Annotated in this window: 21 protein-coding genes and 1 riboswitch; of the genes, 15 read left to right on the top strand and 6 right to left on the bottom strand. The window is 59.8% G+C overall.

The window, feature by feature from the left end; all coding sequences use genetic code 11:
• The first annotated feature begins 2 nt into the window (after positions 1-2).
• The 3 genes from rdgB to I9H09_RS21975 are packed head-to-tail and all read left to right on the top strand — an operon-like array spanning position 3 to position 2,140.
• A complete protein-coding gene (rdgB, locus tag I9H09_RS21965; protein WP_122312957.1) occupies positions 3-596 on the top strand; it encodes an RdgB/HAM1 family non-canonical purine NTP pyrophosphatase in 594 nt (197 codons plus the stop codon).
• The gene (gene hemW / locus I9H09_RS21970) at positions 593-1,807 is read left to right on the top strand and encodes a radical SAM family heme chaperone HemW (RefSeq protein ID WP_122312958.1); all 1,215 of its coding nucleotides are present in this window, start codon (positions 593-595) and stop codon (positions 1,805-1,807) included. The genes rdgB and hemW overlap by 4 nt, the downstream gene beginning before the upstream one ends.
• A 9-nt stretch (positions 1,808-1,816) precedes the next feature.
• Positions 1,817-2,140, top strand: a complete 324-nt coding sequence (locus I9H09_RS21975; RefSeq protein ID WP_005888321.1) for a DUF3392 domain-containing protein — start codon at positions 1,817-1,819, stop codon at positions 2,138-2,140.
• Between the two features lie 27 nt (positions 2,141-2,167).
• On the opposite strand, the gene I9H09_RS21980 is transcribed toward I9H09_RS21975, so the two are convergent.
• Together I9H09_RS21980 and ilvD are read right to left on the bottom strand one after the other, a co-directional pair.
• Entirely contained in the window at positions 2,168-2,512 is a 345-nt protein-coding gene (locus tag I9H09_RS21980) for a hypothetical protein (protein ID WP_005888318.1), read from the bottom strand.
• 188 nt (positions 2,513-2,700) lie between these two features.
• Positions 2,701-4,548 carry a dihydroxy-acid dehydratase gene (gene ilvD / locus I9H09_RS21985; protein ID WP_122346984.1) on the bottom strand — a complete coding sequence of 616 codons (1,848 nt, stop codon included), beginning with the start codon at positions 4,546-4,548 and terminating at the stop codon, positions 2,701-2,703.
• A 334-nt stretch (positions 4,549-4,882) separates the two neighbouring features.
• Here ilvD and alaC point away from each other — a divergent pair, with 334 nt between their 5' ends.
• From alaC to otnI, 7 genes are all read left to right on the top strand, one after another.
• Positions 4,883-6,091, top strand: coding sequence for an alanine transaminase (gene alaC, locus I9H09_RS21990; RefSeq protein WP_122346985.1), 1,209 nt, complete (start codon positions 4,883-4,885; stop codon positions 6,089-6,091).
• A gap of 172 nt (positions 6,092-6,263) precedes the next feature.
• The gene (locus tag I9H09_RS21995) at positions 6,264-6,719 is read left to right on the top strand and encodes a YkgJ family cysteine cluster protein (protein WP_005888313.1); all 456 of its coding nucleotides are present in this window, start codon (positions 6,264-6,266) and stop codon (positions 6,717-6,719) included.
• Between the two features lie 226 nt (positions 6,720-6,945).
• Entirely contained in the window at positions 6,946-7,851 is a 906-nt protein-coding gene (gene ltnD / locus I9H09_RS22000) for an L-threonate dehydrogenase (RefSeq protein WP_005888311.1), read from the top strand.
• A 10-nt stretch (positions 7,852-7,861) separates the two neighbouring features.
• Complete coding sequence (otnK, locus tag I9H09_RS22005) at positions 7,862-9,151, top strand: 3-oxo-tetronate kinase (protein WP_122346986.1); 1,290 nt, start codon at positions 7,862-7,864, stop codon at positions 9,149-9,151.
• Positions 9,151-9,789: a 3-oxo-tetronate 4-phosphate decarboxylase gene (otnC, locus tag I9H09_RS22010; protein WP_005888307.1), complete on the top strand. Its 639-nt coding sequence runs from the start codon at positions 9,151-9,153 to the stop codon at positions 9,787-9,789. Before otnK ends, otnC begins: the two co-directional genes overlap by 1 nt.
• A 135-nt stretch (positions 9,790-9,924) precedes the next feature.
• Entirely contained in the window at positions 9,925-11,382 is a 1,458-nt protein-coding gene (locus tag I9H09_RS22015; RefSeq protein WP_122312592.1) for a GntT/GntP/DsdX family permease, read from the top strand.
• A 22-nt stretch (positions 11,383-11,404) separates the two neighbouring features.
• Complete coding sequence (otnI, locus tag I9H09_RS22020; RefSeq protein ID WP_053931615.1) at positions 11,405-12,190, top strand: 2-oxo-tetronate isomerase; 786 nt, start codon at positions 11,405-11,407, stop codon at positions 12,188-12,190.
• A 146-nt stretch (positions 12,191-12,336) separates the two neighbouring features.
• On the opposite strand, the gene I9H09_RS22025 is transcribed toward otnI, so the two are convergent.
• Positions 12,337-12,732 (bottom strand): acyl-CoA thioesterase, encoded by a 396-nt coding sequence (locus tag I9H09_RS22025; protein ID WP_002551711.1) that lies wholly within the window; start codon positions 12,730-12,732, stop codon positions 12,337-12,339.
• Positions 12,733-12,952: 220 nt separating this feature from the next.
• Positions 12,953-13,063: riboswitch (S-adenosyl-L-homocysteine riboswitch) on the top strand.
• 23 nt (positions 13,064-13,086) lie between these two features.
• On the opposite strand from I9H09_RS22025, the gene ahcY reads away from it, so the two are divergent.
• The 3 genes from ahcY to rhlE2 all read left to right on the top strand — a co-directional run bounded on the left by ahcY (position 13,087) and on the right by rhlE2 (position 17,728).
• On the top strand, positions 13,087-14,496 hold the full coding sequence (ahcY, locus tag I9H09_RS22030; protein WP_005888304.1) for an adenosylhomocysteinase: 1,410 nt from the start codon (positions 13,087-13,089) through the stop codon (positions 14,494-14,496).
• Between the two features lie 184 nt (positions 14,497-14,680).
• A complete protein-coding gene (metF, locus tag I9H09_RS22035; protein WP_122346987.1) occupies positions 14,681-15,526 on the top strand; it encodes a methylenetetrahydrofolate reductase [NAD(P)H] in 846 nt (281 codons plus the stop codon).
• Between the two features lie 312 nt (positions 15,527-15,838).
• Positions 15,839-17,728, top strand: a complete 1,890-nt coding sequence (rhlE2, locus tag I9H09_RS22040) for an RNA helicase RhlE2 (RefSeq protein ID WP_005888302.1) — start codon at positions 15,839-15,841, stop codon at positions 17,726-17,728.
• Between the two features lie 148 nt (positions 17,729-17,876).
• Here the strand turns inward: rhlE2 and I9H09_RS22045 are convergent, their stop codons facing one another.
• The 3 genes from I9H09_RS22045 to I9H09_RS22055 form a co-directional block, all read right to left on the bottom strand.
• Positions 17,877-18,455 carry a YceI family protein gene (locus I9H09_RS22045; RefSeq protein WP_005888301.1) on the bottom strand — a complete coding sequence of 193 codons (579 nt, stop codon included), beginning with the start codon at positions 18,453-18,455 and terminating at the stop codon, positions 17,877-17,879.
• Positions 18,456-18,482: 27 nt separating this feature from the next.
• Positions 18,483-19,031, bottom strand: a complete 549-nt coding sequence (locus I9H09_RS22050) for a cytochrome b (RefSeq protein ID WP_005888300.1) — start codon at positions 19,029-19,031, stop codon at positions 18,483-18,485.
• A gap of 354 nt (positions 19,032-19,385) precedes the next feature.
• Positions 19,386-21,248: a flavin monoamine oxidase family protein gene (locus I9H09_RS22055; RefSeq protein WP_122346988.1), complete on the bottom strand. Its 1,863-nt coding sequence runs from the start codon at positions 21,246-21,248 to the stop codon at positions 19,386-19,388.
• 210 nt (positions 21,249-21,458) lie between these two features.
• Between I9H09_RS22055 and I9H09_RS22060 the strand changes: the two genes are divergently transcribed.
• Together I9H09_RS22060 and I9H09_RS22065 are read left to right on the top strand one after the other, a co-directional pair.
• Positions 21,459-22,865 carry an adenosylmethionine--8-amino-7-oxononanoate transaminase gene (locus tag I9H09_RS22060; RefSeq protein ID WP_122312595.1) on the top strand — a complete coding sequence of 469 codons (1,407 nt, stop codon included), beginning with the start codon at positions 21,459-21,461 and terminating at the stop codon, positions 22,863-22,865.
• 139 nt (positions 22,866-23,004) lie between these two features.
• On the top strand, positions 23,005-23,724 hold the full coding sequence (locus tag I9H09_RS22065; RefSeq protein WP_055004320.1) for a 16S rRNA (uracil(1498)-N(3))-methyltransferase: 720 nt from the start codon (positions 23,005-23,007) through the stop codon (positions 23,722-23,724).
• Positions 23,725-23,784 lie beyond the last annotated feature (60 nt).

Consider the following 23,784-nt stretch of genomic DNA (forward strand, 5'->3'; position numbering starts at 1 on the left):
CCATGAACCTCACACAACTCGTACTGGCCAGCCACAACGGCGGCAAACTCAAGGAACTCCAGGCCATGCTCGGCGGCAGCGTGACGCTACGTTCGGTGAGCGAGTTCAGCCTCGTGGAACCGGAGGAGACCGGGCTGTCGTTCGTCGAAAACGCGATCCTCAAGGCACGCAACGCATCGCGGCTGTCCGGGCTGCCTGCGCTGGCCGATGACTCGGGGCTGGCAGTAGATTTTCTCGGCGGTGCGCCAGGCATCTATTCCGCGCGCTATGCCGATGGTCAGGGCGACGCGGCCAACAATGCCAAGCTGCTGGAGGCGCTGAAAGACGTGCCGGACGAGCAGCGTAGCGCGCAATTCGTCTGTGTTCTGGCGCTGGTGCGGCATGCCGACGATCCGCTGCCGATTCTCTGTGAAGGCTTGTGGCACGGGCGCATTCTGCACGCCGCCAGCGGTGAGCACGGCTTTGGCTACGACCCGCTGTTCTGGGTGCCGGAGCGCAATTGCTCAAGTGCCGAACTCGGCCCCGGCGAGAAAAACCAGCTCAGCCATCGCGCTCGCGCGATGGTCCTGTTACGCCAACGCCTGGGTTTGCAATGACCCACGATTCGCCTGCACAGCCGCTGTTTCTCGGCGAAAGCGGTTTCTCATCAGAGAGCCCACGCCCTGCACTGCAGCACCTGCCACCGCTGTCGCTGTACATCCATATCCCGTGGTGCGTGCGCAAATGTCCGTACTGCGACTTCAACTCGCACACCGCCAGCCCGGTGCTGCCGGAACAGGAGTACGTCGACGCCTTGCTGGCCGATCTGGACCTGGACCTGCCGCACGTCTACGACCGCGAGCTGCAATCGATCTTCTTCGGTGGCGGTACGCCGAGCCTGTTCAGCGCCGACGCTTTGGGCCGCTTGCTGAAGGGCGTCGAGCAACGCATCCGCTTTGCCAGCGACATCGAGATCACCCTGGAAGCCAATCCCGGCACCTTCGAACAGGCCAAGTTCAGCGCCTATCGCGGCCTGGGGATCAATCGGCTGTCGATCGGCATCCAGAGCTTTCAGGAATCCAAACTCAAGGCGCTGGGCCGCATACACAATGGCGACGAAGCGATTCGTGCCGCTGACATGGCGCGTCAGGCCGGTTTCAACAACTTCAACCTGGACCTGATGCACGGCCTGCCGGACCAGTCCCAGGATGAAGCGCTGGCCGATCTGCGCCAGGCTATTGCGCTGGCACCGACTCACCTGTCCTGGTATCAGCTGACCCTGGAACCCAACACGGTGTTCTGGAATCAGCCACCGGTTTTGCCGGAAGACGACATTCTTTGGGATATTCAGGAAACCGGACAGCAGTTACTGGCCACTCATGGGTACGCGCAGTACGAAGTGTCGGCCTATGCGCAACCCGGAAAACCGGCGCGGCATAACCTCAACTACTGGGCGTTCGGTGATTTCATCGGTATCGGCGCAGGCGCGCACGGCAAGCTGAGCCATCCGGACGGGCGCATTATCCGCACATGGAAGACCCGGCTGCCCAAGGATTACCTGAACCCGGACAAGCCGTTTCAGGCAGGCTCGAAGCTTTTGCCGCTGGACGAATTACCGTTTGAATTCCTGATGAATGCACTGCGACTGACAAATGGTGTAGACGCTGCGTTATTTCGCGAAAGAACGGGTCTAAGCCTCGATTCGCTTGCCGAGGCACGCAGGCAGGCCGAACAAAAGGGTCTGCTGCATGAAGATCCGTCACGCCTGATCGCCACGCCTCAAGGCCAGCTGTTCCTCAATGACTTGCTGCAATACTTTCTGATCTAAGGACCCTGCATGGATTTCGTACTCGACTTGCTCGCCACCGTTTCGCGCTGGAGTCGCAGCAATCTTTCAGAAATCGCGCTGGCATTGGTGGGCTGCCTGCTGGTGCTGTTTGGCGCAGACATCAAAGGCTGGATAGAACAACGCATCAGCAGCATGACCGGCGCCCTGCGCATTCCGCTCATTGCCCTGCTCTGCGCAGTCGGCAGCGGTGCGGCGCTGATCTACGCCACTCCTTGGGTGGTGCGCGGCCTCAGTCAATTCAACAACTACAGCCTGGCGCCGGTGCTGTTGGTGGTGCTGGTGTTGATCGGGGTGATTGCGGACCGCAAGTGAGCCTTTCAACTGGAGCCCCACGTCGCGTTATTGAACGATGAGGCAACTGGCAAACGTGCATGCGCCTGTTTTCCCGGTGAGTGTCACAAACTTTATGCTCGGCGTGCCACTGACAGGGGTGATACTCAGCGGGTAAGTGGCGACGCGACTAATGACGTAGGTGCCCTTGCTCGCCACCTCCTGCTTCACGCCCTTCTGTATGACATAAATCGCGAACGTACTGTTATTGCGGACCTGTACCGCTGTCTCCACTTCCTGAGCGATATCAGTGGGCGGAGCTATTTCATTTTGGGTGGCGTCTGTTGAGTCAACTGCGTATGCACCAAGGCAAACGCTCATGAACAATGTCGGTGCCAGGAACCATGCTCTCATCACGTTCTCCATAACATTTGATAGCGGTTCGCCGCAGAGGATTTCGCGGCTGTTGGGCCACTGTATAGTGCTGAAACGCTCTCGACACCTGTCAGAAATACCACTGTGTCTAAAGTGCTGCGCACAATCTTTGGACAAAAAAACACCCCGACTGGCGGGGCGTTTTCATACCAAATCAAACGTTCGCGCTATGGCACCAGCTTGTCCAGCAACGCCTTGTCACGCACGGCGCCCTTGTCGGCACTGGTCGCCAGCAAGGCGTAGGCCTTGAGTGCAGTGGTCACCTTGCGTGGACGCGACTCGACAGGCTTCCAGCCGTTCTTGTCCTGTTCGGCGCGACGATCAGCCATCTCGGCGTCGTCGATCATCAGGTTGATCGAGCGATTCGGGATGTCGATCAGCACTTTGTCGCCGTCACGGACCAGACCGATTGCCCCGCCCGCTGCGGCTTCCGGCGAGGCGTGACCGATGGACAGACCGGACGTACCACCCGAGAAGCGGCCGTCGGTGAGAAGCGCACAATCCTTGCCCAGGCCTTTGGACTTCAGGTACGAGGTCGGATAGAGCATTTCCTGCATGCCCGGACCGCCTTTCGGGCCTTCGTAACGAATGATGACGATGTCGCCAGCCTTCACTTCGTCAGCCAGAATCCCGCGTACAGCGCTGTCCTGGCTTTCGAAGATCTTCGCGTTGCCTTTAAAGACGTGGATCGACTCGTCGACACCGGCGGTTTTAACCACGCAGCCATCCAGCGCGATGTTGCCGTACAGCACGGCCAGGCCGCCCTCTTGCGAGTAGGCGTGCTCGACGCTGCGGATGCAGCCGTTTTTACGGTCGTCATCCAGGCTTTCCCAACGGGTCGACTGGCTGAACGCGGTCTGGGTCGGGATGCCTGCCGGGCCGGCCTTGAAGAAGGTATGCACGGCTTCGTCGTCAGTCTGGGTGATATCCCATTTGGCGATGCCTTCGGCCAGGGTTTTGCTGTGTACGGTGGGCAGGTCGGTGTGCAGCAGGCCGCCACGGGCCAGCTCACCGAGGATGCTGAAGATCCCGCCGGCGCGGTGCACGTCTTCCATGTGGTACTTCTGGATGTTCGGTGCCACCTTGCACAGCTGCGGCACCTTGCGCGACAGACGATCGATGTGACGCAGGTCGAAGTCGATCTCGGCTTCCTGAGCGGCTGCCAGCAAGTGCAGGATGGTATTGGTCGAACCGCCCATGGCGATATCCAGCGTCATTGCGTTTTCGAACGCCTTGAAGTTGGCGATGTTGCGCGGCAACACCGAATCGTCGTTTTCCTTGTAGTACTGGCGGCACAGGTCAACGATGGTCCTACCAGCCTGCAGGAACAACTGCTCGCGGTCGCTGTGGGTAGCCAGTGCAGAGCCGTTGCCCGGCAGGGCCAGACCCAGCGCTTCGGTCAGGCAGTTCATCGAGTTGGCGGTGAACATACCCGAGCAGGAGCCGCATGTCGGACAGGCGCTGCGCTCGTATTCGGCGACTTTCTCGTCGCTGGCAGTCGAATCGGCAGCGATGACCATTGCATCGACAAGGTCCAGACCGTGGCTGGCCAGTTTGGTCTTGCCCGCTTCCATCGGCCCGCCGGAAACGAAGACCACCGGGATGTTGAGTCGCAACGCCGCCATCAGCATGCCGGGGGTGATCTTGTCGCAGTTGGAAATACACACGATGGCGTCGGCGCAGTGCGCGTTGACCATGTACTCGACCGAGTCGGCAATGATCTCGCGGCTCGGCAGCGAATACAGCATGCCGTCATGGCCCATCGCAATACCGTCATCGACCGCAATGGTGTTGAATTCCTTGGCCACGCCACCGGCGCGTTCGACTTCCCGCGCGACCAGTTGGCCCATGTCCTTGAGGTGGACGTGGCCCGGCACGAACTGAGTGAAGGAGTTGGCGATGGCGATGATCGGTTTCTTGAAATCTTCGTCTTTCATGCCCGTAGCGCGCCAAAGGGCACGGGCGCCGGCCATGTTGCGGCCGTGGGTGGACGTTTTCGAGCGGTAATCAGGCATTGGAGCACTCCGGCAAAAATAAGGCTGATCAGGAAGGGAGTGAGCTTCTATTGACGTCGCGGGCGTGCGGCAGTGACCACAGGCAGCGAAGAAACCGAACACCACGGGATCACCGTGTACTCGGCCTGAGCTCATAAACCCGCCGGGGATGAATGGCGATGAATAGCGCGATTCTACACCGCCGACTCCGTTTGGTGGGTGAACAATGTTTGTACAGCTCGCGCTGTAATCTCTGTGGACAAAACGCTACCAGCCCATCTATCTTGGTCGGCAGGCCGCCTCATGCGGCCGCGTCGCTCGGACGGTTCCGGGCGCTTACGTTTGCGAGATACTCATGGCCGAACAAGGTTCGCCGCGCCGCTTTGCGCGCATAGATCGACTCCCCCCTTACGTGTTCAATATCACCGCCGAGCTGAAAATGGCTGCCCGTCGTCGCGGTGAGGACATTATCGACTTGAGCATGGGCAACCCCGACGGGGCCACGCCGCCACATATTGTCGAAAAACTGGTTACCGTCGCCCAGCGCGAAGACACCCACGGTTACTCCACATCACGCGGTATCCCCCGCCTGCGTCGCGCCATTTCCAACTGGTACAAGAAGCGCTACGAGGTCGATATCGACCCTGAAAGCGAAGCCATCGTCACCATTGGTTCCAAGGAAGGCCTGGCGCACCTGATGCTCGCCACGCTGGATCAGGGCGACACGGTGCTGGTGCCCAACCCGAGCTATCCGATCCACATCTATGGTGCCGTGATTGCCGGCGCCCAGGTGCGGTCGGTGCCGCTGGTACCGGGCGTGGATTTCTTCGCCGAGCTGGAAAAGGCCATTCGCGGCTCGATTCCCAAGCCGAAGATGATGATTCTGGGCTTCCCGTCGAACCCGACCGCGCAATGCGTGGAGCTGGATTTCTTCGAGCGCGTGGTGGCGCTGGCCAAGCAGTACGACGTACTGGTGGTGCATGACCTGGCGTATGCCGACATCGTCTATGACGGCTGGAAAGCACCGTCGATCATGCAGGTGCCTGGAGCCAAGGACATCGCCGTCGAGTTCTTCACCTTGTCCAAGAGCTACAACATGGCAGGCTGGCGAATCGGTTTCATGGTCGGCAACCCGGAGCTGGTCAACGCATTGGGGCGCATCAAGAGCTACCACGACTACGGCACCTTCACGCCATTGCAGGTCGCGGCCATTGCGGCGCTGGAAGGCGATCAACAGTGCGTTCTCAACATCGCCGAACAGTATCGCCAGCGCCGCAACGTGCTGGTCAAAGGCTTGCATGAAATGGGCTGGATGGTCGAGAACCCCAAAGCGTCCATGTACGTCTGGGCCAAGATCCCGGAGGTTTACGCGCATCTGGGCTCGCTGGAGTTCGCCAAGAAACTGCTGGCAGAAGCTAAAGTCTGCGTCTCGCCGGGCATCGGTTTTGGTGAATACGGCGACGATCACGTGCGTTTTGCGCTGATCGAGAATCAGGACCGAATCCGTCAGGCTTTGCGCGGGATCCGCAGCATGTTCAGGGCCGACGACAAGCTCAAGTCCTGAGTTTTCCCTGCGCACCCTGCCTGCTGACCGACTGCGGTCGGCAGGCAGCAACCTCATCGTCAATTACGCTCCTCAGCCTGACCGACAGTCGCTTCGACAATTTTTACTTACTGCAAATGGCCGCAGACCGGTATGATCGCGCGCCCTGATACACCCGGAATTCTGAAATAAAATGAAACCCACCTTGATCGCCGCCGCAGAACTCGATCGCATCGACACTTGGGCCAAGTACTCCAGCCACATGTGCGGAGGCTGCATCTCCAGCTGCTGCACGCTGCCGGTAGAAGTGAAGATCAAGGACCTGATCCGCATCGGCATCGTCGATGAGTTCGAGCGCGGCGACCCGGCCAAGAACATCGCCAAACGCCTGCAGAAAGAAGGCATCGTCGAGCGTTACAACCAGAAGTCGGAAATCTTCACGTTGCAGCGCATGAGCAACAACGACTGCCTGTACCTGGACCGCAAAAGCCGCCTGTGCACCATCTACGAAAAGCGCCCTGACACCTGCCGCAACCATCCGAAGATCGGCCCGCGCCCCGGCTATTGCGCCTACAAGCCCAAAGAGGTCGTGCGTCAGGAAAGCGGCTCACTGAAGAACGCCACCAGCGCGCCAGTGCCAAAATTCTGAGCCTTCGTGGATGACGCAAGGCGTCAGCAATGCAGCGATTTCAATCAAGCCCCGGTCAGGGGCTTTTTTGTGGGCGATTGGAAAACCCCAAGAATGTTAAATTTTGTTAGAAATAAAAATACTTCACATTATTTACTCATTGATTCACTATCTGATTCACAGATCAGAACAATGACGCTCGAATGCCGGCTTCACAGGCATCGGCACTGACTTTGAGGATTACTGCATGAACACTAAAAACGTTGGCGTCATCGGCCTGGGCGCGATGGGCTTGGGTATCGCCCGCTCGTTGCTGCGCAGCGGTTTCAATGTGCATGCCTGCGATGTGCGCACCAGCGTGACCGAAGCGTTCGCCCAGGAAGGTGGTGTTGCCTGCCAATCCCCAGCCAGCATGGCCGCTGCCTGCGACGTGATCATTACCGTCGTGGTCAATGCCGAGCAGACCGAAACCGTCTTGTTTGGAGAAAACGGTGCCATTGCGGCCCTGCGTCCGGGCAGCCTGGTGATCGGCTGCGCAACCGTCGCACCGACCTTCGCCGTCGAACTCGGCGAACGTCTTGCCGCACAGAATCTGCTGTACCTCGACGCCCCGATCTCCGGCGGCGCAGCCAAGGCCGCTGCTGGCCAGATGACGATGATGACCTCCGGCCCGAACCAGTCCTATGCCAAGGCCGAAGCCATCCTCAACGGCATGGCCGGCAAGGTCTACCGCCTGGGCGACGTCCACGGCTTGGGCTCGAAGGTCAAAATCATCAACCAGTTGCTGGCGGGAGTGCATATCGCTGCCAGTGCCGAGGCAATGGCCCTAGGCCTGCGTGAAGGCGTCGATGCCGACGCACTCTACGAAGTGATCACCAACAGCGCCGGCAACTCGTGGATGTTCGAAAACCGCGTGCCGCACATCCTCAACGCCGATTACACACCGCTGTCGGCTGTGGATATCTTCGTCAAGGACCTGGGCCTGGTGCTGGATACCGCACGCAGCAGCAAATTCCCGCTGCCGCTGTCGGCCACTGCGCACCAGATGTTCATGCAGGCTTCCAGCGCTGGCTACGGTCGTGAAGATGACTCGGCAGTGATCAAGATTTTCCCGGGCATCGAATTGCCCAAAGCCAAGCCTGAAAAAGCCTGAGGAGCGAATGATGAGCCTGAACACCGCTCGCCCGCTGCTGGGCTGCATTGCCGACGACTTCACAGGCGCGACCGATCTGGCCAACATGCTGGTCCGTGGGGGCATGCGCACCGTGCAAAGCATCGGTATCCCCAGCGTCGAAATGGCTGCGGGGCTGGACGCCGACGCGATTGTCATCGCCCTGAAATCCCGTACCACGCCAAGCGCTGAAGCGGTTGCAGAGTCCCTCGCGGCGCTGGAATGGCTGCGCGAGCGCGGCTGCGAGCAGATTTTCTTCAAGTACTGTTCGACCTTCGACTCGACCGCAGCAGGCAACATCGGCCAGGTCAGCGAAGCGCTGCTGGAGCAACTGGGCAGTGATTTCACCCTCGCCTGCCCGGCCTTTCCGGAAAACGGCCGCACGATTTTCCGTGGTCACCTGTTCGTGCAGGACCAGTTACTCAGCGAATCGGGCATGCAGAACCATCCGCTGACACCCATGACCGATGCCAATCTGGTGCGCGTGCTGCAAGCGCAGACCACCCACAAAGTCGGCCTGCTGCGCTACGACACGGTTGCCAAAGGCGTAGAAAGCGTACGCGGCAAAATTGCCGAGCTGCGCGCCGAAGGGGTGAGCATGGCCATCGCCGATGCCCTGTCGGACGCCGACCTGTACACCCTGGGCGAAGCCTGCGCCGACTTGCCGCTCTTGACCGGCGGTTCGGGGCTGGCATTGGGCTTGCCGGGCAACTTCCGCAAGGCCGGCAAGTTGCGTGATATCGACGCGGCCAAACAGATCGCCATCAGCGGCGGTGAAGTGGTGCTGGCCGGCAGTGCATCGGTTGCGACCAATGGCCAGGTCGCGGCCTGGCTGGAAGCCAATCGCCCTGCCCTGCGCATCAACCCGCTTGATCTGGCCGCTGGCAAACCAGTAGTCGAGCAGGCGCTGGCGTTTGCCAGAGACGCCGCTCAGACAGTGCTGATCTACGCCACCAGCACCCCGGACGAAGTCAAAACCGTGCAGAAAGAACTGGGCGTCGAACGCTCCGGCGCGATGGTCGAAGCCGCACTCGGCGAAATCGCCAAAGGCCTTTTCGACGCTGGCGTACGCCGTTTCGTGGTGGCCGGTGGCGAGACGTCCGGGGCCGTGGTTCAGGCATTGGGCGTGCAACTGTTGCAGATCGGCGCACAGATCGATCCAGGTGTCCCGGCCACCGTCAGCAGTGGCAGTGAGCCGCTGGCACTGGCGCTGAAGTCCGGCAACTTCGGTGCTCGCGACTTCTTCGCCAAAGCCCTCAAGCATTTGGCGGGGGAAGCCTGATGATTGATGAAAACGCCCTGCGTCAGGAAATCTGCGACGTCGGCCGGCTGTTGTATGGCCGCGGCTACACGGTCGGCAGCGCGGGCAACATCAGCGCACGTCTTGATGACGGCTGGCTGATCACGCCGACCGACGCCTGCTTGGGCCGCATGGACCCGGCAGATATTGCCAAGGTCAATCTGGCTGGCGAATGGGTGTCGGGCAGCAAGCCGTCCAAGACCCTTGCGTTACATCGCGAAGTCTACGACCGCAACCCTGAAGTCGGCGGCGTGGTGCATACCCACTCGACGCATCTGGTGGCGCTGACCCTGGCCGGCGTGTGGCGTGAAGACGACATTCTGCCGCCGCTGACGCCCTATCAGGTCATGAAAGTCGGCCACATCCCCTTGATCCCTTACGAACGTCCGGGCTCGCCAAAAGTCGCCGAACGTGTTGCGCATCTGGCCAACAGCGTGCGCGGCGTGATGCTTGAACGGCTCGGCCCGGTGGTCTGGGAAAGCTCGGTGGCCAAGGCCTGCTACGCCCTCGAAGAGCTGGAAGAAACAGCTCGTCTATGGCTGATGACCGATCCAAAACCTGACCCGCTTGACCCTACGGCGCTTGAAGAATTGCGTCAGGTGTTCGGCGCGAAGTGGTAACGGGCACACATTGATCGTGAGGCGCACGACGCCTCCCGGCCAAAAAACAATAACAACAGGAATCGAGAGCATGACTCACCACAAACTCGCTGTTTCGCAATCATTCTTCACCAACATTGGTTGGAGTACACGGGCATGACGCCGCTCATGTTGATGGTCGTAGCCGGTGCGGGCATCGCACTGCTGCTGTTTCTGGTGCTCAAGTACAAATTCCAGCCCTTTGTCGCCCTGATGCTGGTCAGCATCATCGTGGCCTTGGTCGCCGGTGTTAAACCCGCCGATCTGGTTGCCACCATTGAAGGCGGCATGGGCAAGACCCTCGGCCATATCGCGATCATCATTGCCTTGGGCGCCATGATCGGGCGCATCATCGAGCTGTCGGGCGGCGCCGAAGCGTTGGCCAGAACCCTGATCAACCGCTTCGGCAACAAGCGTACGCCGCTGGCCCTGACGATCGCGGGCTTCATGGTCGGCATCCCGGTGTTCTTCGAGGTCGGCGTGATCATTCTTATGCCGCTGGCTTATGGTGTGGCCCGCGCGGCGCGCAAGCCGTTGCTGATTTTCGCGCTGCCGATGTGTGCTGCGTTGCTGGCGGTGCATGCGTTCCTGCCGCCACACCCTGGCGCCGTTGCTGCGGCCAGCCAGTTGGGTGCGGACCTGGGTCGTGTGTTGATGCTGGGTATCCCGATTGTCGCGGTGCTGTGCATGGTCGGCTACTTCGTCGCGGGCCGCATGACCCGCAAGACCTACCCGATGACCGATGACATCCGCGCCGAAGTCTACGGCCCGCACGTCACCAACGAAGACCTGGAAGCCTGGGCACGCAACGATTATTCAGCGGTACGTGAAGCCACTGAAACCAGAACCCTCGGCGCAGAAGAAAGCGCCAGCAGCCTGGCAAGCAAGCTGCCGCCAGCGCCCGCACCGGGTTTCGGGTTGATCATCGCCCTGATTCTGCTGCCGATCGTGCTGATTTTGATGGGCACTCTGGCAACCACGCTGCTGCCCGCAACCTCCACGCTGCGTGCGGTACTGACTGTTCTGGGCGCGCCACTAGTGGCCCTGCTGATCGACACCCTGCTGTGCGCCTGGCTGCTGGGCTCGCGTCGTGGCTGGAGCCGCACGCAGGTGTCCGACGTGATCGGCTCGGCCTTGCCCGGTGTGGCGATGGTCATCCTGATCGCCGGTGCCGGTGGCGTGTTCGGCAAGGTGCTGGTGGATACCGGTATTGGTGCGGTGGTTTCCGAGGCGCTGCGCAACACTGGTCTGCCAGTGCTGGCGCTGGGCTTTCTATTGACGCTGTTACTGCGCGCTGTTCAGGGTTCGACCACTGTTGCGCTGGTGACCACCGCCGGCATTCTCAGCCCGCTGATTGCCACACTTGACCTGAGCGCCAATCACCTTGCCCTGCTGTGCCTGGCAATGGGCGGTGGCGGTCTGGCCATGTCGCACATCAACGACGCCGGTTACTGGATGTTCACCAAACTGGCGGGCCTCAACGTCGCTGACGGCTTGCGCACCTGGACTGTGCTGGTCACGCTGCTCGGCACACTGGGTTTCGTGATCACTCTGCTGCTTTGGCCATTCGTCTGACCTTTTGAAGACTGGAGTCAACATGCCTCGTTTTGCCGCCAACCTCAGCATGCTCTATCCACAGCATGATTTTCTTGAGCGTTTTGCCGCCGCCGCTGCCGACGGTTTCGGAGCGGTTGAGTATTTGTTTCCTTACGCCTACACGCCGCAGGAGCTCAAACAACGCCTGAGCGACAACGGCCTGGTGCAGGCACTGTTCAACGCCCCACCGGGCGACTGGGATGCGTGCGAACGAGGCATCGCGACATTGCCAGGCCGCGAAGCGGAATTTCGCAGTGGCATCGAACGTGCGCTGGAATATGCGCAGGTGTTGGGTAATGACCGCGTGCATGTGATGGCCGGTCTGCTGCCCAGCGAGGACTTGCGCGAGCGCCATCAGGCGGTTTATCTGGAAAACCTGGCGTTTGCGGCCGAGCAGGCGAAGTCTGTTGGTGTCACGATCCTGATCGAACCGATCAACACGCGTGACATGCCGGGCTTCTTCCTCAACCGCCAGGATCAGGCGCAGGAAATCCGCAGGCTGGTGGGTGCAGACAACCTGAAGGTGCAGTTCGACTGCTACCACTGCCAGGTCGTCGAAGGCGACTTGACCAGCAAGCTGCGCCGGGACTTTGCAGGCATCGGCCACATTCAGATTGCAGGCGTACCGGATCGCAACGAGCCGAACCTCGGCGAACTGAATTACGAGCACCTGTTCAACGTCATCGACGATCTGGGCTACACCGGCTGGGTCGGCTGCGAATACCGCCCGAAAGGCGATACCAGCGAAGGCCTGGCGTGGTTGCGAGAGTTCCAGGCCAAGGGCTGAGCCAAGCTGTGTGGACGACGCGGAGCGTCGTGAAGGGCATTCCCAAACGGAGCGTGAGGTACGATCACTTTGTAACTATCGTGCCCACGCTCTGCGTGGGCATGCCGTTGCGAACGCTCTGCGTCCAATCTTCAGCAACCTGAACGTCAGTCCTCTACGTCGAACTGATCCTTTATATAGCGGATCTCGGTCCGCCCATGTGGCGCTGGCTGACCGTCTTCGTCGAGGTTGACGAAGACGATCTTCTCGACCGTCAAGATGCTCTTGCGGGTGATCTTGTTGCGCACCTGGCATTTGAGGGTGATCGAGGTGCGGCCGAACTCGGTGGCGGTGATGCCCAGCTCGATGATGTCGCCCTGACGCGAAGCGCTGACAAAGTTGATCTCGGAAATATACTTGGTCACCACCCGCTGGTTGCCCAACTGGACAATCGCATAGATCGCAGCCTCTTCATCGATCCAGCGCAGCAGGCTACCGCCGAACAGGGTGCCGTTGGGGTTGAGGTCTTCGGGCTTTACCCACTTGCGGGTGTGGAAATTCATGTTCATTCCTGAGCGTATGGCCGGTAGAGGGTTGCATGATGGCAGAGCAGAAGGCTTCCGCCCATGCTGGTCTCATAGAGACTATGCATAGACCCTATTACCGCTAGATGGCAAAAGCATGGCCTTTAACCCGACAGAAAGCCTTGGGAAGAATCGCCAGCACAGCTATACTGCCAAACGTTTCACAACGGTCATCAACGCTTGATACCGTTCCCGCCACCTGTCCGAGGGGCGCTGCAGCAGGTTTTCCCTGTCAGGCTCGGATAGGGCGTTGTTTGCAAGGTTGATCATCAGCCGGCAAGCCTTAAACGCACAACGGCGCCCATTCGCATTTTTATGGAATGGAGACTCTCAATGAGTGCTGTAATCACGCCCGCAGATTTTAACGACTACAAGGTTGCCGATATTTCTCTGGCCGCCTGGGGCCGCCGCGAAACCATCATCGCCGAATCCGAAATGCCTGCCCTGATGGGTCTGCGCAGCAAGTACGCCGCTGAACAGCCGCTCAAGGGCGCGAAAATTCTCGGCTGCATCCACATGACCATTCAGACCGCTGTACTGATCGAAACCCTGGTTGCCCTGGGTGCCGAAGTACGCTGGTCGTCTTGCAACATTTTCTCGACTCAGGACCAGGCCGCTGCTGCCATCGCCGCTGCGGGCATCCCTGTTTTCGCCTGGAAAGGCGAGACTGAAGAAGAGTACGAGTGGTGCATCGAGCAGACCATCCTCAAGGATGGCCAGCCATGGGACGCCAACATGATCCTCGACGACGGCGGCGACCTGACCGAGATCATCCACAAGAAATACCCGGCGATGCTGGACAAGATCCACGGCGTGACCGAAGAAACCACCACCGGCGTTCACCGCCTGCTGGACATGCTGGCCAAGGGCGAGCTGAAAATCCCGGCCATCAACGTCAACGACTCGGTGACCAAGAGCAAGAACGACAACAAGTACGGCTGCCGTCACAGCCTGAACGACGCCATCAAGCGTGGCACCGACCACTTGCTGTCCGGCAAGCAGGCGCTGGTGATCGGCTACGGTGACGTGGGCAAGGGCTCGGCCCAGTCCCTGCGTCAGGAAGGAATGATCGTCAAAGTGACCGAAGTCGACCCGATCTGCGCCATGCAGGCTTGCATGGATGGTTTCGAGCTTGTCTCCCCGTTCATCGACGGCGAAAACGACGGCACCGAAGCCAGCATCGACAAGGCTCTGCTGGGCAAGATCGACCTGATCGTGACCACCACCGGTAACGTCAACGTCTGCGACGCCAACATGCTTAAAGCGCTGAAAAAACGCGCTGTAGTGTGCAACATCGGTCACTTCGACAACGAAATCGACACTGCTTTCATGCGCAAGAACTGGGCATGGGAAGAAGTGAAGCCACAGGTTCACAAGATCCATCGTACTGGCGCCGGCTCGTTCGACGCGCAGAACGATGACTACCTGATCCTGCTTGCCGAAGGCCGTCTGGTTAACCTGGGCAACGCCACAGGTCACCCAAGCCGCATCATGGACGGCTCGTTCGCCAACCAGGTTCTGGCACAGATCTTCCTGTTCGAGCAGAAGTACGCTGACCTGGCTCCGGCCAAGAAAGCCGAGCGTCTGACTGTTGAAGTACTGCCGAAGAAACTTGACGAAGAAGTGGCCCTGGAAATGGTCCGCGGTTTCGGCGGTGTGGTGACCAAGCTGACCAAGACCCAGGCCGATTACATCGGCGTGACCGTCGAAGGTCCGTTCAAGCCAGATGCTTACCGCTACTGATTGAGCAGGTCCGGTACGCTTCTGCTGCCAAAAGAAGCAGATCGGGCCGTCTGCTCCCGTGCAAGTGGGCAGAGGTTGCAATCAGCCTTCACCGGACGTAGTTGATACTCCGGTGATGCTCGGTATCTGAAGGTCCTTCCGACCTTTTCGCGAACAAGTTCGCTCCTACGATGAGATCGGCTCCATGTCTCAAGATCGCCGCTTCAGTTTCGAGTTTTTTCCTACCAAGACCGACGCTGGACATGAAAAGCTGCTGACCGTTGCTCGTCAGCTGGCCACGTACAACCCCGATTTTTTCTCCTGCACCTACGGTGCCGGTGGTTCTACCCGCGACCGCACGCTCAATACCGTGTTGCAGCTGGAGAACGAAGTAAAAGTGCCTGCCGCGCCGCACCTGTCGTGCGTTGGCGACGGCAAGGACGACTTGCGCAGCCTGCTGGCCCAGTACAGGGAGGCAGGTATCAAGCGCATCGTAGCCTTGCGTGGCGACCTGCCTTCCGGCATGGGCATGGCCAGCGGCGAGCTGCGTCATGCCAACGACCTAGTGACCTTCATTCGTGAAGAAACCGGCAACCACTTCCACATCGAAGTTGCCGCCTACCCGGAAATGCACCCTCAGGCGCGCAATTTCGAAGACGACCTCAAGCACTTCGTCAACAAGGCAAACGCGGGTGCCGACAGCGCAATCACCCAGTACTTCTTCAACGCCGACAGCTATTTCAATTTTGTCGAGCGCGTCGAAAAGATGGGAGTGAGCATCCCGATCGTGCCCGGCATCATGCCGATCACCAATTACAGCAAGCTGGCACGCTTTTCCGATGCCTGCGGCGCAGAGATCCCGCGCTGGATCCGCAAGCAACTGGAAGCGTACGGCGATGACGTGCAGAGCATTCAGGCATTTGGCGAAGAAGTCATTACGCAGATGTGTGAACGCCTGCTGCAAGGTGGCGCCCCAGGCCTGCACTTCTACACGCTGAACCAGGCAGAACCGAGTCTGGCGGTGTGGAACAACCTGCAATTGCCACGCTGACAGTCCTGCAAAGCCGTGATCTGACGGGCAATTCCCTGAAGATCGCGGCCTGATACACCGTTGGGCAGCAGGAAAGCAGCGTATTGCGCTCGCTCTGTTATACTCCAGCCTTCCCGCCAGGCTTACGCCCGGACGCGCGGTCTTGCAATCGTCACTCGTTCACGCCATCAGCGCATTTTTTTCATCAAGCGCAGACGTCACGAGATGCACTGAAGACCCTGCAGGACCGGACGGGATCGCGTTGTCTTTACACGCCATTCGCGCCAGGCAAGACATCCCTTGAGCTTAAGCTCCAACAGAACAGGATTACTCATGTCCTTTGCTTCCCTCGGTCTCTCCGAGGCTTTAGTCCGCGCCATCGAGGCAGCGGGCTATACCCAGCCTACCCCCGTGCAACAGCGGGCCATTCCCGCCGTGTTGCAAGGTCGCGACCTGATGGTTGCGGCGCAGACAGGTACTGGTAAAACCGGTGGTTTCGCCCTCCCTATTCTGGAGCGGCTGTTTCCCAATGGTGTTCCGGACAAATCCCAGCGTCATGGCCCGCGCCAACCGCGCGTACTGGTCCTGACCCCGACTCGCGAACTCGCCGCGCAAGTGCATGAAAGCTTCAAGCTCTATGCACGCGACCTGAAGTTCGTCAGCGCCTGCATCTTCGGCGGCGTAGGCATGAACCCGCAGGTTCAGGCCATGTCCCGCGGTGTGGATGTACTGGTAGCCTGCCCTGGCCGCCTGCTCGACCTCGCCGGTCAAGGCAGCGTTGATCTGTCCCACGTCGAAATCCTGGTGCTTGATGAAGCAGACCGGATGCTCGACATGGGCTTCGTACATGACGTCAAAAAGGTCTTGGCTCGTCTGCCGGCCAAGCGTCAGAACCTGCTGTTCTCGGCGACGTTCTCCAATGACATCACGTCATTGGCAGGCAAGCTGCTGCACAACCCCGAGCGCATCGAAGTAACGCCTCCGAATACCACGGTCGAGCGTATCGAGCAGCGGGTGTTCCGTCTTGCGGCCAACCACAAGCGTTCGTTGCTGGCGCACTTGATCACCGTGGGGGCCTGGGAACAGGTGCTGATCTTCACGCGTACCAAGCACGGCGCCAACCGTCTGGCCGAGTACCTGGACAAGCACGGCCTTGCCGCCGTCGCTATCCACGGCAACAAGAGCCAGAACGCACGCACCAAGGCTCTGGCCGACTTCAAGGCCGGTGATGTGCGCATCATGGTCGCGACCGACATCGCCGCACGCGGCCTGGATATCGATCAGCTGCCACACGTCGTCAACTTCGAATTGCCGAATGTCGACGAAGATTACGTACACCGCATCGGCCGTACCGGTCGTGCAGGTCGCTCGGGCGAAGCCATTTCTCTGGTTGCACCGGACGAAGAAAAGCTGCTCAAAAGCATCGAGCGCATGACCAAGCAGAAAATCCCGGATGGCGACCTGATGGGCTTCGACATCACGGCAGTCGAGGCTGAAAAGCCGGAAGTACGTGAGCGTCCGGATGTTCGCAATTCCCGTGGTGCGCGCCCTGCTCGTGCCGATGGCGACAAGAACAACGGCGGTCGTCGCGACAAGGGCAAGGACAAAGGCAAGGAAAAACCTGCCGCTGCTGCCGCCACTGGCGAACGTCCTGCAAGGCAGCCACGCGAAAAAAAACCTCGTGAGGGCACGCCTCGCAGCGAACAGCGTGCATCGCAACCAGCCACACCGCGCCCGGCATCGGATCGCGCCCCGGACGAGTTCCGCGATGACGAAGTAGATAACTTCGGTAATCGCGCTGACTACGTGAGCCCTTATCAGGGCAAAGGCCAGAACCGCGGTCGTCGCCCTGCTGCCGCGCCTGGCGCAGCACCGGCAACCGGTGGCGCTGCACGCCCGGCCAATTCGGGCCGCCCTGCGGGTGGCGCACCACGTACCGGTTCCGCTACTGGCGCACCCAAGCGTAACGGCTCGGGTTCTTCGGCACCGCGCTCGCGCGATAGTCAGCCACGCGGTCGTCGCCCGGCACGTGAAGATCAACCCTTGCCACGTGAAGGCCAGGAGCCTGCTGTACGCGCCCCGCGCGACGGTCAGCCTCAGCCGAAGATCGTGCACAAGGAATCAAAGATCGACCGCTTCCCGTCTGCCGAGCAACTGGACCAATTGCCAGCACGCCCACGCGGTGAAAAACCGGCCCTGCTGACCCGCAACCGCGACAGCTGACAGCCACGCAACAAAAAAACGCCCCGACTTGCTCGGGGCGTTTTTGTTTGTGGTGTCGATCATGGCTCCCATGCGCCGCGTCCGATTCTGGGCAGCACCAACAAAAACGCCGACCCAAGGGTCGACGTTTTGTCGATCAGGCGAACACTTACTTCTTCTGTACGCCTTCGAAGGTGATGTCCAGGTCCAGCGTCTGCGACGTCGGGCCAGGGCCTTTGATGCCGAAGTCGTTCAGGTTCAGCGTCGAAGTACCGTTGAAACCGGCACGGTAGCCGCCCCACGGATCCTTGCCTTCGCCGTTGAAAGTCGCCTTGATCACGATTGGCTTGGTGACGCCGTGCAGGGTCAGGTCGCCAGTCACGTCAGCTGTTTTCTCACCGGTCGATTTGACGCTGGTGGAAACGAACTTGGCTTCCGGGTACTTGGCAACGTCCAGGAAGTCTTTGCTGGAGATGTGCTTGTCGCGCTCGGCGTGGTTGGTGAACAGGCTGGCGGTCTTCAACTCGACATTGATTTTGCTGGCCTCAGGCTTGGCAGCGTCGAAGCTGAACGTGCCGTCCCAGTCCTTGAACGTACCGTGAATGAAGCTGTAGCCCAGGTGGCTGATCTTGAAGTCAACGAATGCGTGTTGACCTTCCTTGTCGATAACGTAGTCGGCAGCCATGGCCTGGCCGGCAGACAACAGTGCGGTACCCAGAGCCAAAGCGGCGAGAGACTTCTTCAACATGCTTTTCTTCCCTTTTTGGTTAAACAATCAATTACGACCCAGCATGCGCTTGAGCGTCACATCGTGATCGATGAAGTGGTGTTTCAGTGCAGCAAGGCCGTGGAGCACCGCGAATATCACGATGACCCAAGCCAGATACAAATGAATCCAGCCCGCGGTTTCTGCCTGGTCAGGAAGACCTGATACCAGCGAAGGCACCTCGAACAGACCGAATACCGGTATTCCCACACCATCAGCTGTGGAGATCAGGTAGCCGGCAAACATCACGGCAAACAGTGCGACGTACAGGAATAGATGGCCGAACGCTGCGCCGAGACGCGTCAACTTACTGTAGCTGGTCAACGGCGGTGGCGGCGGGCTGAGCAAGCGCCAGACCACACGGATCAACATGACCGCAAACAGTGTGATGCCAATGCTTTTGTGCAGATCAGGGCCGGCCTTGCGCCAAGTGTCGTAGTAATCCAGCCCGACCATCCACAGCCCCAGCGCAAACATACCAAACACGACAGCAGCCACACCCCAGTGCAGCACCATGCTGACCAGACCGTAGCGAGAGGATGAATTACGTAGCTGCATTACCAGTACCTGTCAGAAGTATTACCAGACTAGCTTTTTATCTATCGAATGAAAGCGCAAAATTTCGCTTTGACCTATCGAACAATACGATGGATCTGCATGAAGCTTTTGCTTTCGCCATGCTGGTTTATCAATGTCTGGCGAGCCTCTCAGGGTTGCCAGACGGCGTTTGTCGCAGCAGCATCGCGATAATTTGCAGTCAGTAACACTTTGCAATGACCATCGGCCGTTCGATACCGATGAACGGCATAATCACGCCCGGTCTCATCAGCGCACATAAAACAGAACGAATTCGGCACGCGTAAAAAAGGGACGCGGCGTGAGCCGCGTCCCTTTCAGTCATCTGGCGCCAAGTCAGTTGTTGGCGTCTGCGGGGGCTGTTTCAGCGGATGGCTTGGCGGGAGCAGGCTTGGCCTGAGCCTTCTTCGCAGCCTCTTTTTTTGCTGCCTCCTTCTTGGCGGCTTCTTTTTTAGCGGCGTCCTTCCTGGCTGCTTCCTTTTTCGCAGCATCAGTCTTGGCGGCAGGCTTTTTCGCAGGCTCGGCCTTTACCGGAGGCTGGACTGCCGGTGCGACCACAGGAGCGGGCGCTGCAACCGGCGCTGGCGCTGGAGCGGGCTCCGGGGCTTTCTCTACCGGGGCAGGTACAGGCGCGGGAGCCGGCGCTTCAGAGCCGCCGAACATGCGCGAGAAGAAGCCAGGCTTGTCCGCTTGAGGTTTTACGGGTTCAGACGGCTTGTCGGAAGAACCACCGCCAAACAGGTTACTAAAGAAGTTGCCTTCGGATTTCTGCGAAGCCGGCGCCGGGGCTTTCGGCGGAGCGACCTTGACTGGCTCGAACGATTTGCCAGCGGCCAGATCCTGCACCTGACTGGCCGCACGCTGACCACTGCGCAAAGCGCCTTCCAGCGTGCCAGGGTACAAGGTGTCCGTGTGTTCGCCGGCGAAGGCTACACGCAGTATCGGCCTTTCCCACAAGCGCCAGTATTTACTGATCTGACCGGGACCGAACGCCAGGTAGGAGCCTCCCGTCGAGGGGTCAACGCTGTAACGACGAATTTCATAGCCGGTGTAGGCGCCGCGGGCTTCAGGGTAGAACGCATGCAGCCGGATCAAAACCTGATCGACCATCTGCTTGTCGCCGAATGATTGCATGATGCGGGCATTGTCGCCGGAGAGGTTGATCACCACATTGGCGCCACCCTTGAGTGCAGGCTCGACCCACAGCATGCCCAGGCCGGTGTTGCTGAACACTTCACCCGACATGCGCGCCTTGCTGTCCCAGACCGGGGTCTTGAACTTGAGCATGATCTGGTCGCGCCAGCCGTAGTTGGTGCTCTTGATCGCGCCCATGTGCTGGGCGTCCAGCGCTGGCGTCATCTGAATCTTGCTCAGCGAACGCAGCGGTACGGCCATGACCACGTAATCCGCCGTGTAGCTGATGGCGCCAGCCTTGACGGTGACCTTGTCCTTGTCCTGAATGACTGACGTCACAGGCGAGTTGGTCTTGACGGTCTTGAGCTGCTTGACGAAAGCCTGGGTCAATACCGCACTGCCACCGGGCAAGCGCGCAGCGCGCAAGTCACGCTCATCGACAGCACGATAAACCCGTGATTGCTGGGCGAGGTACAGCAGCGACAGCCGCGAAGGCTCGTCATAGCGAGTACGGATCTGCTGATTGATCAACTGACGAGCCGTGGCAGGCAGGCTCAGACGGTCCAGCCAGTTGGCGACGTTGATCTGATCCAGGGCATACAGCGTACTGTTGGACGCCGGGTTCTCCGGGTCGTCAACCGAGCGCGCCAGATTGTCCAGCGTGTCGTTGTAGCGCTTGATGGCTTCGGCGGTTGCAGGCTGTTTGACGGCCAGGTCGGCTTGAGTGAAGTACACACCGTCAATCAGGTAGCTGGGCGTACGCACAAATTCAGGGGCTGGCACGGTAGGTAGCTTGAAGCTGTCCAGGTAGTGGTTCAGCACCGGCTGGGCCTTGGTATTGCCGATCCATTCACTGGTTGCCAGACCGGAGCGACCGCCCAGCACAGGTTTGGCTTCAAGCAGCGTCACTTGCCAGCCCTTGGCCTGCAGCTCATAGGCAGCAGTCAGGCCTGCAAGACCACCGCCGACGACGATCGCGGTGCGTTGTTTTTCATCGGCGAGCGTCGAAACGCTGACCAGCCCTGCAACTATCAGCGCACATGCGCGCAGCCACCCAGAAAGCATTCGGCGAACTCCGAAAAAACGTAGGAAAGATTGGGCAAGTCACCCCGAAAGATCGACTCGCTGCGCAGGATACGCGAGCCATCAAATAGCTGCCAGCAATGTCAATCGGGCTTTAAAACTGCATCAAAGGTTGTTCCATGGGCGGGCATTGCATAGGCTTGCGCGATTGTTCGTCCTCGCATCAGGCGAGTCGCTACCCGGAGATTGAAAATGGGCCTCAATGACCAGTGGATGCAACGTGACCTCAAGGTCCTGTGGCACCCCTGCACCCAGATGAAAGACCACGAAAATCTGCCGCTGATACCGATCAAGCGTGGTGAAGGCGTATGGCTCGAAGACTTTGAAGGCAAGCGCTACCTGGATGCTGTCAGCTCTTGGTGGGTGAACGTGTTCGGGCATGCCAACCCGCGCATCAACCAGCGCATCAAGGATCAGGTCGACCAGCTGGAGCACGTGATTCTGGCCGGTTTCAGCCATCAGCCGGTAATCGAGTTGTCTGAGCGGCTGGTCAAGCTCACCCCCGAAGGTCTGACGCGTTGCTTCTACGCCGACAACGGTTCTTCGTGCATAGAAGTTGCGCTGAAGATGAGCTTTCACTACTGGCTCAATCGCGGCCAGCCAGAGAAGAAACGCTTCGTCACCCTGACCAACAGCTACCACGGTGAAACCATGGCGGCGATGTCGGTCGGCGATGTGCCGCTGTTTACCGAAACCTATAAGGCGCTGCTGCTGGACACCATCAAGGTGCCAAGCCCGGACTGCTATCATCGCCCTGAAGGCATGGGCTGGGAAGAGCATTCGCGGAATATGTTTGCCGCGATGGAACAGACCCTCGCCGAGCACCACGCCAGTGTCGCGGCAGTGATCGTCGAGCCCCTGATTCAGGGAGCCGGCGGCATGCGCATGTATCACCCGGTGTATCTCAAGCTGCTGCGCGAAGCCTGCGACCGCTATGGCGTGCACCTGATCCACGATGAAATTGCCGTTGGCTTTGGCCGTACCGGCACCATGTTCGCCTGTGAGCAGGCCGGCATTCGCCCGGATTTCCTGTGTCTGTCCAAGGCGCTGACCGGCGGCTATCTGCCGCTGGCGGCCTGCGTGACCACAGACGACGTGTACGACGCGTTCTATGACGACTACCCGACCCTGCGCGCGTTTCTGCACTCGCATAGCTATACCGGCAACCCGCTGGCCTGCGCTGCTGCGCTGGCGACCCTGGATATCTTCGAGCAGGACAACGTCATCGAGAACAACAAGGCGCTGGCGCAGCGTATGGCGGCGGCAACGGCGCACCTGGTGGATCATCCGCACGTCGCGGAAGTGCGTCAGACCGGCATGGCCATTGCGATCGAGATGGTTCAGGACAAGGCCACCAAAACTGCTTACCCGTGGCAGGAGCGGCGTGGCATGAAGGTATTCCAGCATGCACTGGAGCGTGGCGCGTTGCTGCGCCCGCTGGGCAGCGTGGTGTATTTCCTGCCCCCTTATGTGATTACCCCGGAGCAGATCGACTTTCTCGCTGAAGTGGCCAGCGAAGGCATTGATATCGCGACGCGCAGCAGCATCAGTGTTGCAGTGCGCGAGAATTTCCATCCGGATTTCAGGGATCCGGGTTAGGGCCGGAATTTTCGGCGCAATGGCTGGCGCCTTCGCGGACAAGTGCGCTCCCACAGTGTTTAGTCGACGGTTCGCTCGTGGGAGCGGACTTGTCTGCGAAGCCATCATCACAAAATAAACATCAGAACCGAGACACACCATGAGACTGTCCCGCTTTTTCACTGAAACGCCGCTGAGCCTGGGCGAGCACGAGCTGCCCGAGGCTCAGGCGCATTACATCAGCCGTGTGCTGCGCATGGCCGAGGGCGATGCGCTGCAACTCTTCGACGGCTCGGGCCTGGAGTTTCGCGGCACGCTGCTGGAAGTCGGCAAAAAGCGTGTGCGCGTGCAAATGACCGAGCGCTTCGCCGGGCAGGTTGAGTCAGGCTTGCGCATTCATCTGGGCCAAGGCTTGTCGCGTGGCGAGCGCATGGACTGGGCGATTCAGAAGGCGACCGAGCTGGGCGTCAGCGAGATCACCCCGATTGTCAGCGAACGCTGCGAAGTGCGCCTCAAGGACGAACGCGCCGAGAAGCGTCAGGCGCACTGGCAGCAGATCGCGATCAGCGCCTGCGAGCAGTGCGGTCGCTCGGTAGTGCCGGTGATCCATCCGCCCATGCCGTTGGCCGACTGGATCAAGCTGACCGAAGCCGACCTGAAGCTGGTGCTGCACCCGGTGGCCGAACCGCTGACCAGCCATGACAAGCCAGCCAGGCTGGCTTTCCTGATCGGCCCGGAAGGCGGACTGAACGATGCAGAAATCGATCAGGCGCAAGACGCAGGCTTCCACGCCGCCCGCCTTGGCCCACGCGTCCTGCGCACCGAAACCGCCCCGGTGGTTGCCTTAAGCGTGGCGCAGCAATTGTGGGGCGATTTCTGACTGTTTATCGTGCCAATGCGCCGCACTGAAGGCTCAAGAGCGGACGCGAAGCGTCCACGA

This window comes from Pseudomonas tremae (assembly GCF_023278125.1).
GTDB classification, from domain to species: domain Bacteria; phylum Pseudomonadota; class Gammaproteobacteria; order Pseudomonadales; family Pseudomonadaceae; genus Aquipseudomonas; species Aquipseudomonas tremae.

What these genes read in the sequence shown, in the direction of transcription:
- rdgB (WP_122312957.1), top strand. Translation starts at nt 3, where the DNA reads ATGAACCTCACACAACTCGTACTGGCCAGCCACAACGGCGGCAAACTC.
- hemW (WP_122312958.1), top strand. Translation starts at nt 593, where the DNA reads ATGACCCACGATTCGCCTGCACAGCCGCTGTTTCTCGGCGAAAGCGGT.
- I9H09_RS21975 (WP_005888321.1), top strand. Translation starts at nt 1,817, where the DNA reads ATGGATTTCGTACTCGACTTGCTCGCCACCGTTTCGCGCTGGAGTCGC.
- I9H09_RS21980 (WP_005888318.1), bottom strand. Translation starts at nt 2,512, where the DNA reads ATGAGAGCATGGTTCCTGGCACCGACATTGTTCATGAGCGTTTGCCTT.
- ilvD (WP_122346984.1), bottom strand. Translation starts at nt 4,548, where the DNA reads ATGCCTGATTACCGCTCGAAAACGTCCACCCACGGCCGCAACATGGCC.
- alaC (WP_122346985.1), top strand. Translation starts at nt 4,883, where the DNA reads ATGGCCGAACAAGGTTCGCCGCGCCGCTTTGCGCGCATAGATCGACTC.
- I9H09_RS21995 (WP_005888313.1), top strand. Translation starts at nt 6,264, where the DNA reads ATGAAACCCACCTTGATCGCCGCCGCAGAACTCGATCGCATCGACACT.
- ltnD (WP_005888311.1), top strand. Translation starts at nt 6,946, where the DNA reads ATGAACACTAAAAACGTTGGCGTCATCGGCCTGGGCGCGATGGGCTTG.
- otnK (WP_122346986.1), top strand. Translation starts at nt 7,862, where the DNA reads ATGAGCCTGAACACCGCTCGCCCGCTGCTGGGCTGCATTGCCGACGAC.
- otnC (WP_005888307.1), top strand. Translation starts at nt 9,151, where the DNA reads ATGATTGATGAAAACGCCCTGCGTCAGGAAATCTGCGACGTCGGCCGG.
- I9H09_RS22015 (WP_122312592.1), top strand. Translation starts at nt 9,925, where the DNA reads ATGACGCCGCTCATGTTGATGGTCGTAGCCGGTGCGGGCATCGCACTG.
- otnI (WP_053931615.1), top strand. Translation starts at nt 11,405, where the DNA reads ATGCCTCGTTTTGCCGCCAACCTCAGCATGCTCTATCCACAGCATGAT.
- I9H09_RS22025 (WP_002551711.1), bottom strand. Translation starts at nt 12,732, where the DNA reads ATGAATTTCCACACCCGCAAGTGGGTAAAGCCCGAAGACCTCAACCCC.
- ahcY (WP_005888304.1), top strand. Translation starts at nt 13,087, where the DNA reads ATGAGTGCTGTAATCACGCCCGCAGATTTTAACGACTACAAGGTTGCC.
- metF (WP_122346987.1), top strand. Translation starts at nt 14,681, where the DNA reads ATGTCTCAAGATCGCCGCTTCAGTTTCGAGTTTTTTCCTACCAAGACC.
- rhlE2 (WP_005888302.1), top strand. Translation starts at nt 15,839, where the DNA reads ATGTCCTTTGCTTCCCTCGGTCTCTCCGAGGCTTTAGTCCGCGCCATC.
- I9H09_RS22045 (WP_005888301.1), bottom strand. Translation starts at nt 18,455, where the DNA reads ATGTTGAAGAAGTCTCTCGCCGCTTTGGCTCTGGGTACCGCACTGTTG.
- I9H09_RS22050 (WP_005888300.1), bottom strand. Translation starts at nt 19,031, where the DNA reads ATGCAGCTACGTAATTCATCCTCTCGCTACGGTCTGGTCAGCATGGTG.
- I9H09_RS22055 (WP_122346988.1), bottom strand. Translation starts at nt 21,248, where the DNA reads ATGCTTTCTGGGTGGCTGCGCGCATGTGCGCTGATAGTTGCAGGGCTG.
- I9H09_RS22060 (WP_122312595.1), top strand. Translation starts at nt 21,459, where the DNA reads ATGGGCCTCAATGACCAGTGGATGCAACGTGACCTCAAGGTCCTGTGG.
- I9H09_RS22065 (WP_055004320.1), top strand. Translation starts at nt 23,005, where the DNA reads ATGAGACTGTCCCGCTTTTTCACTGAAACGCCGCTGAGCCTGGGCGAG.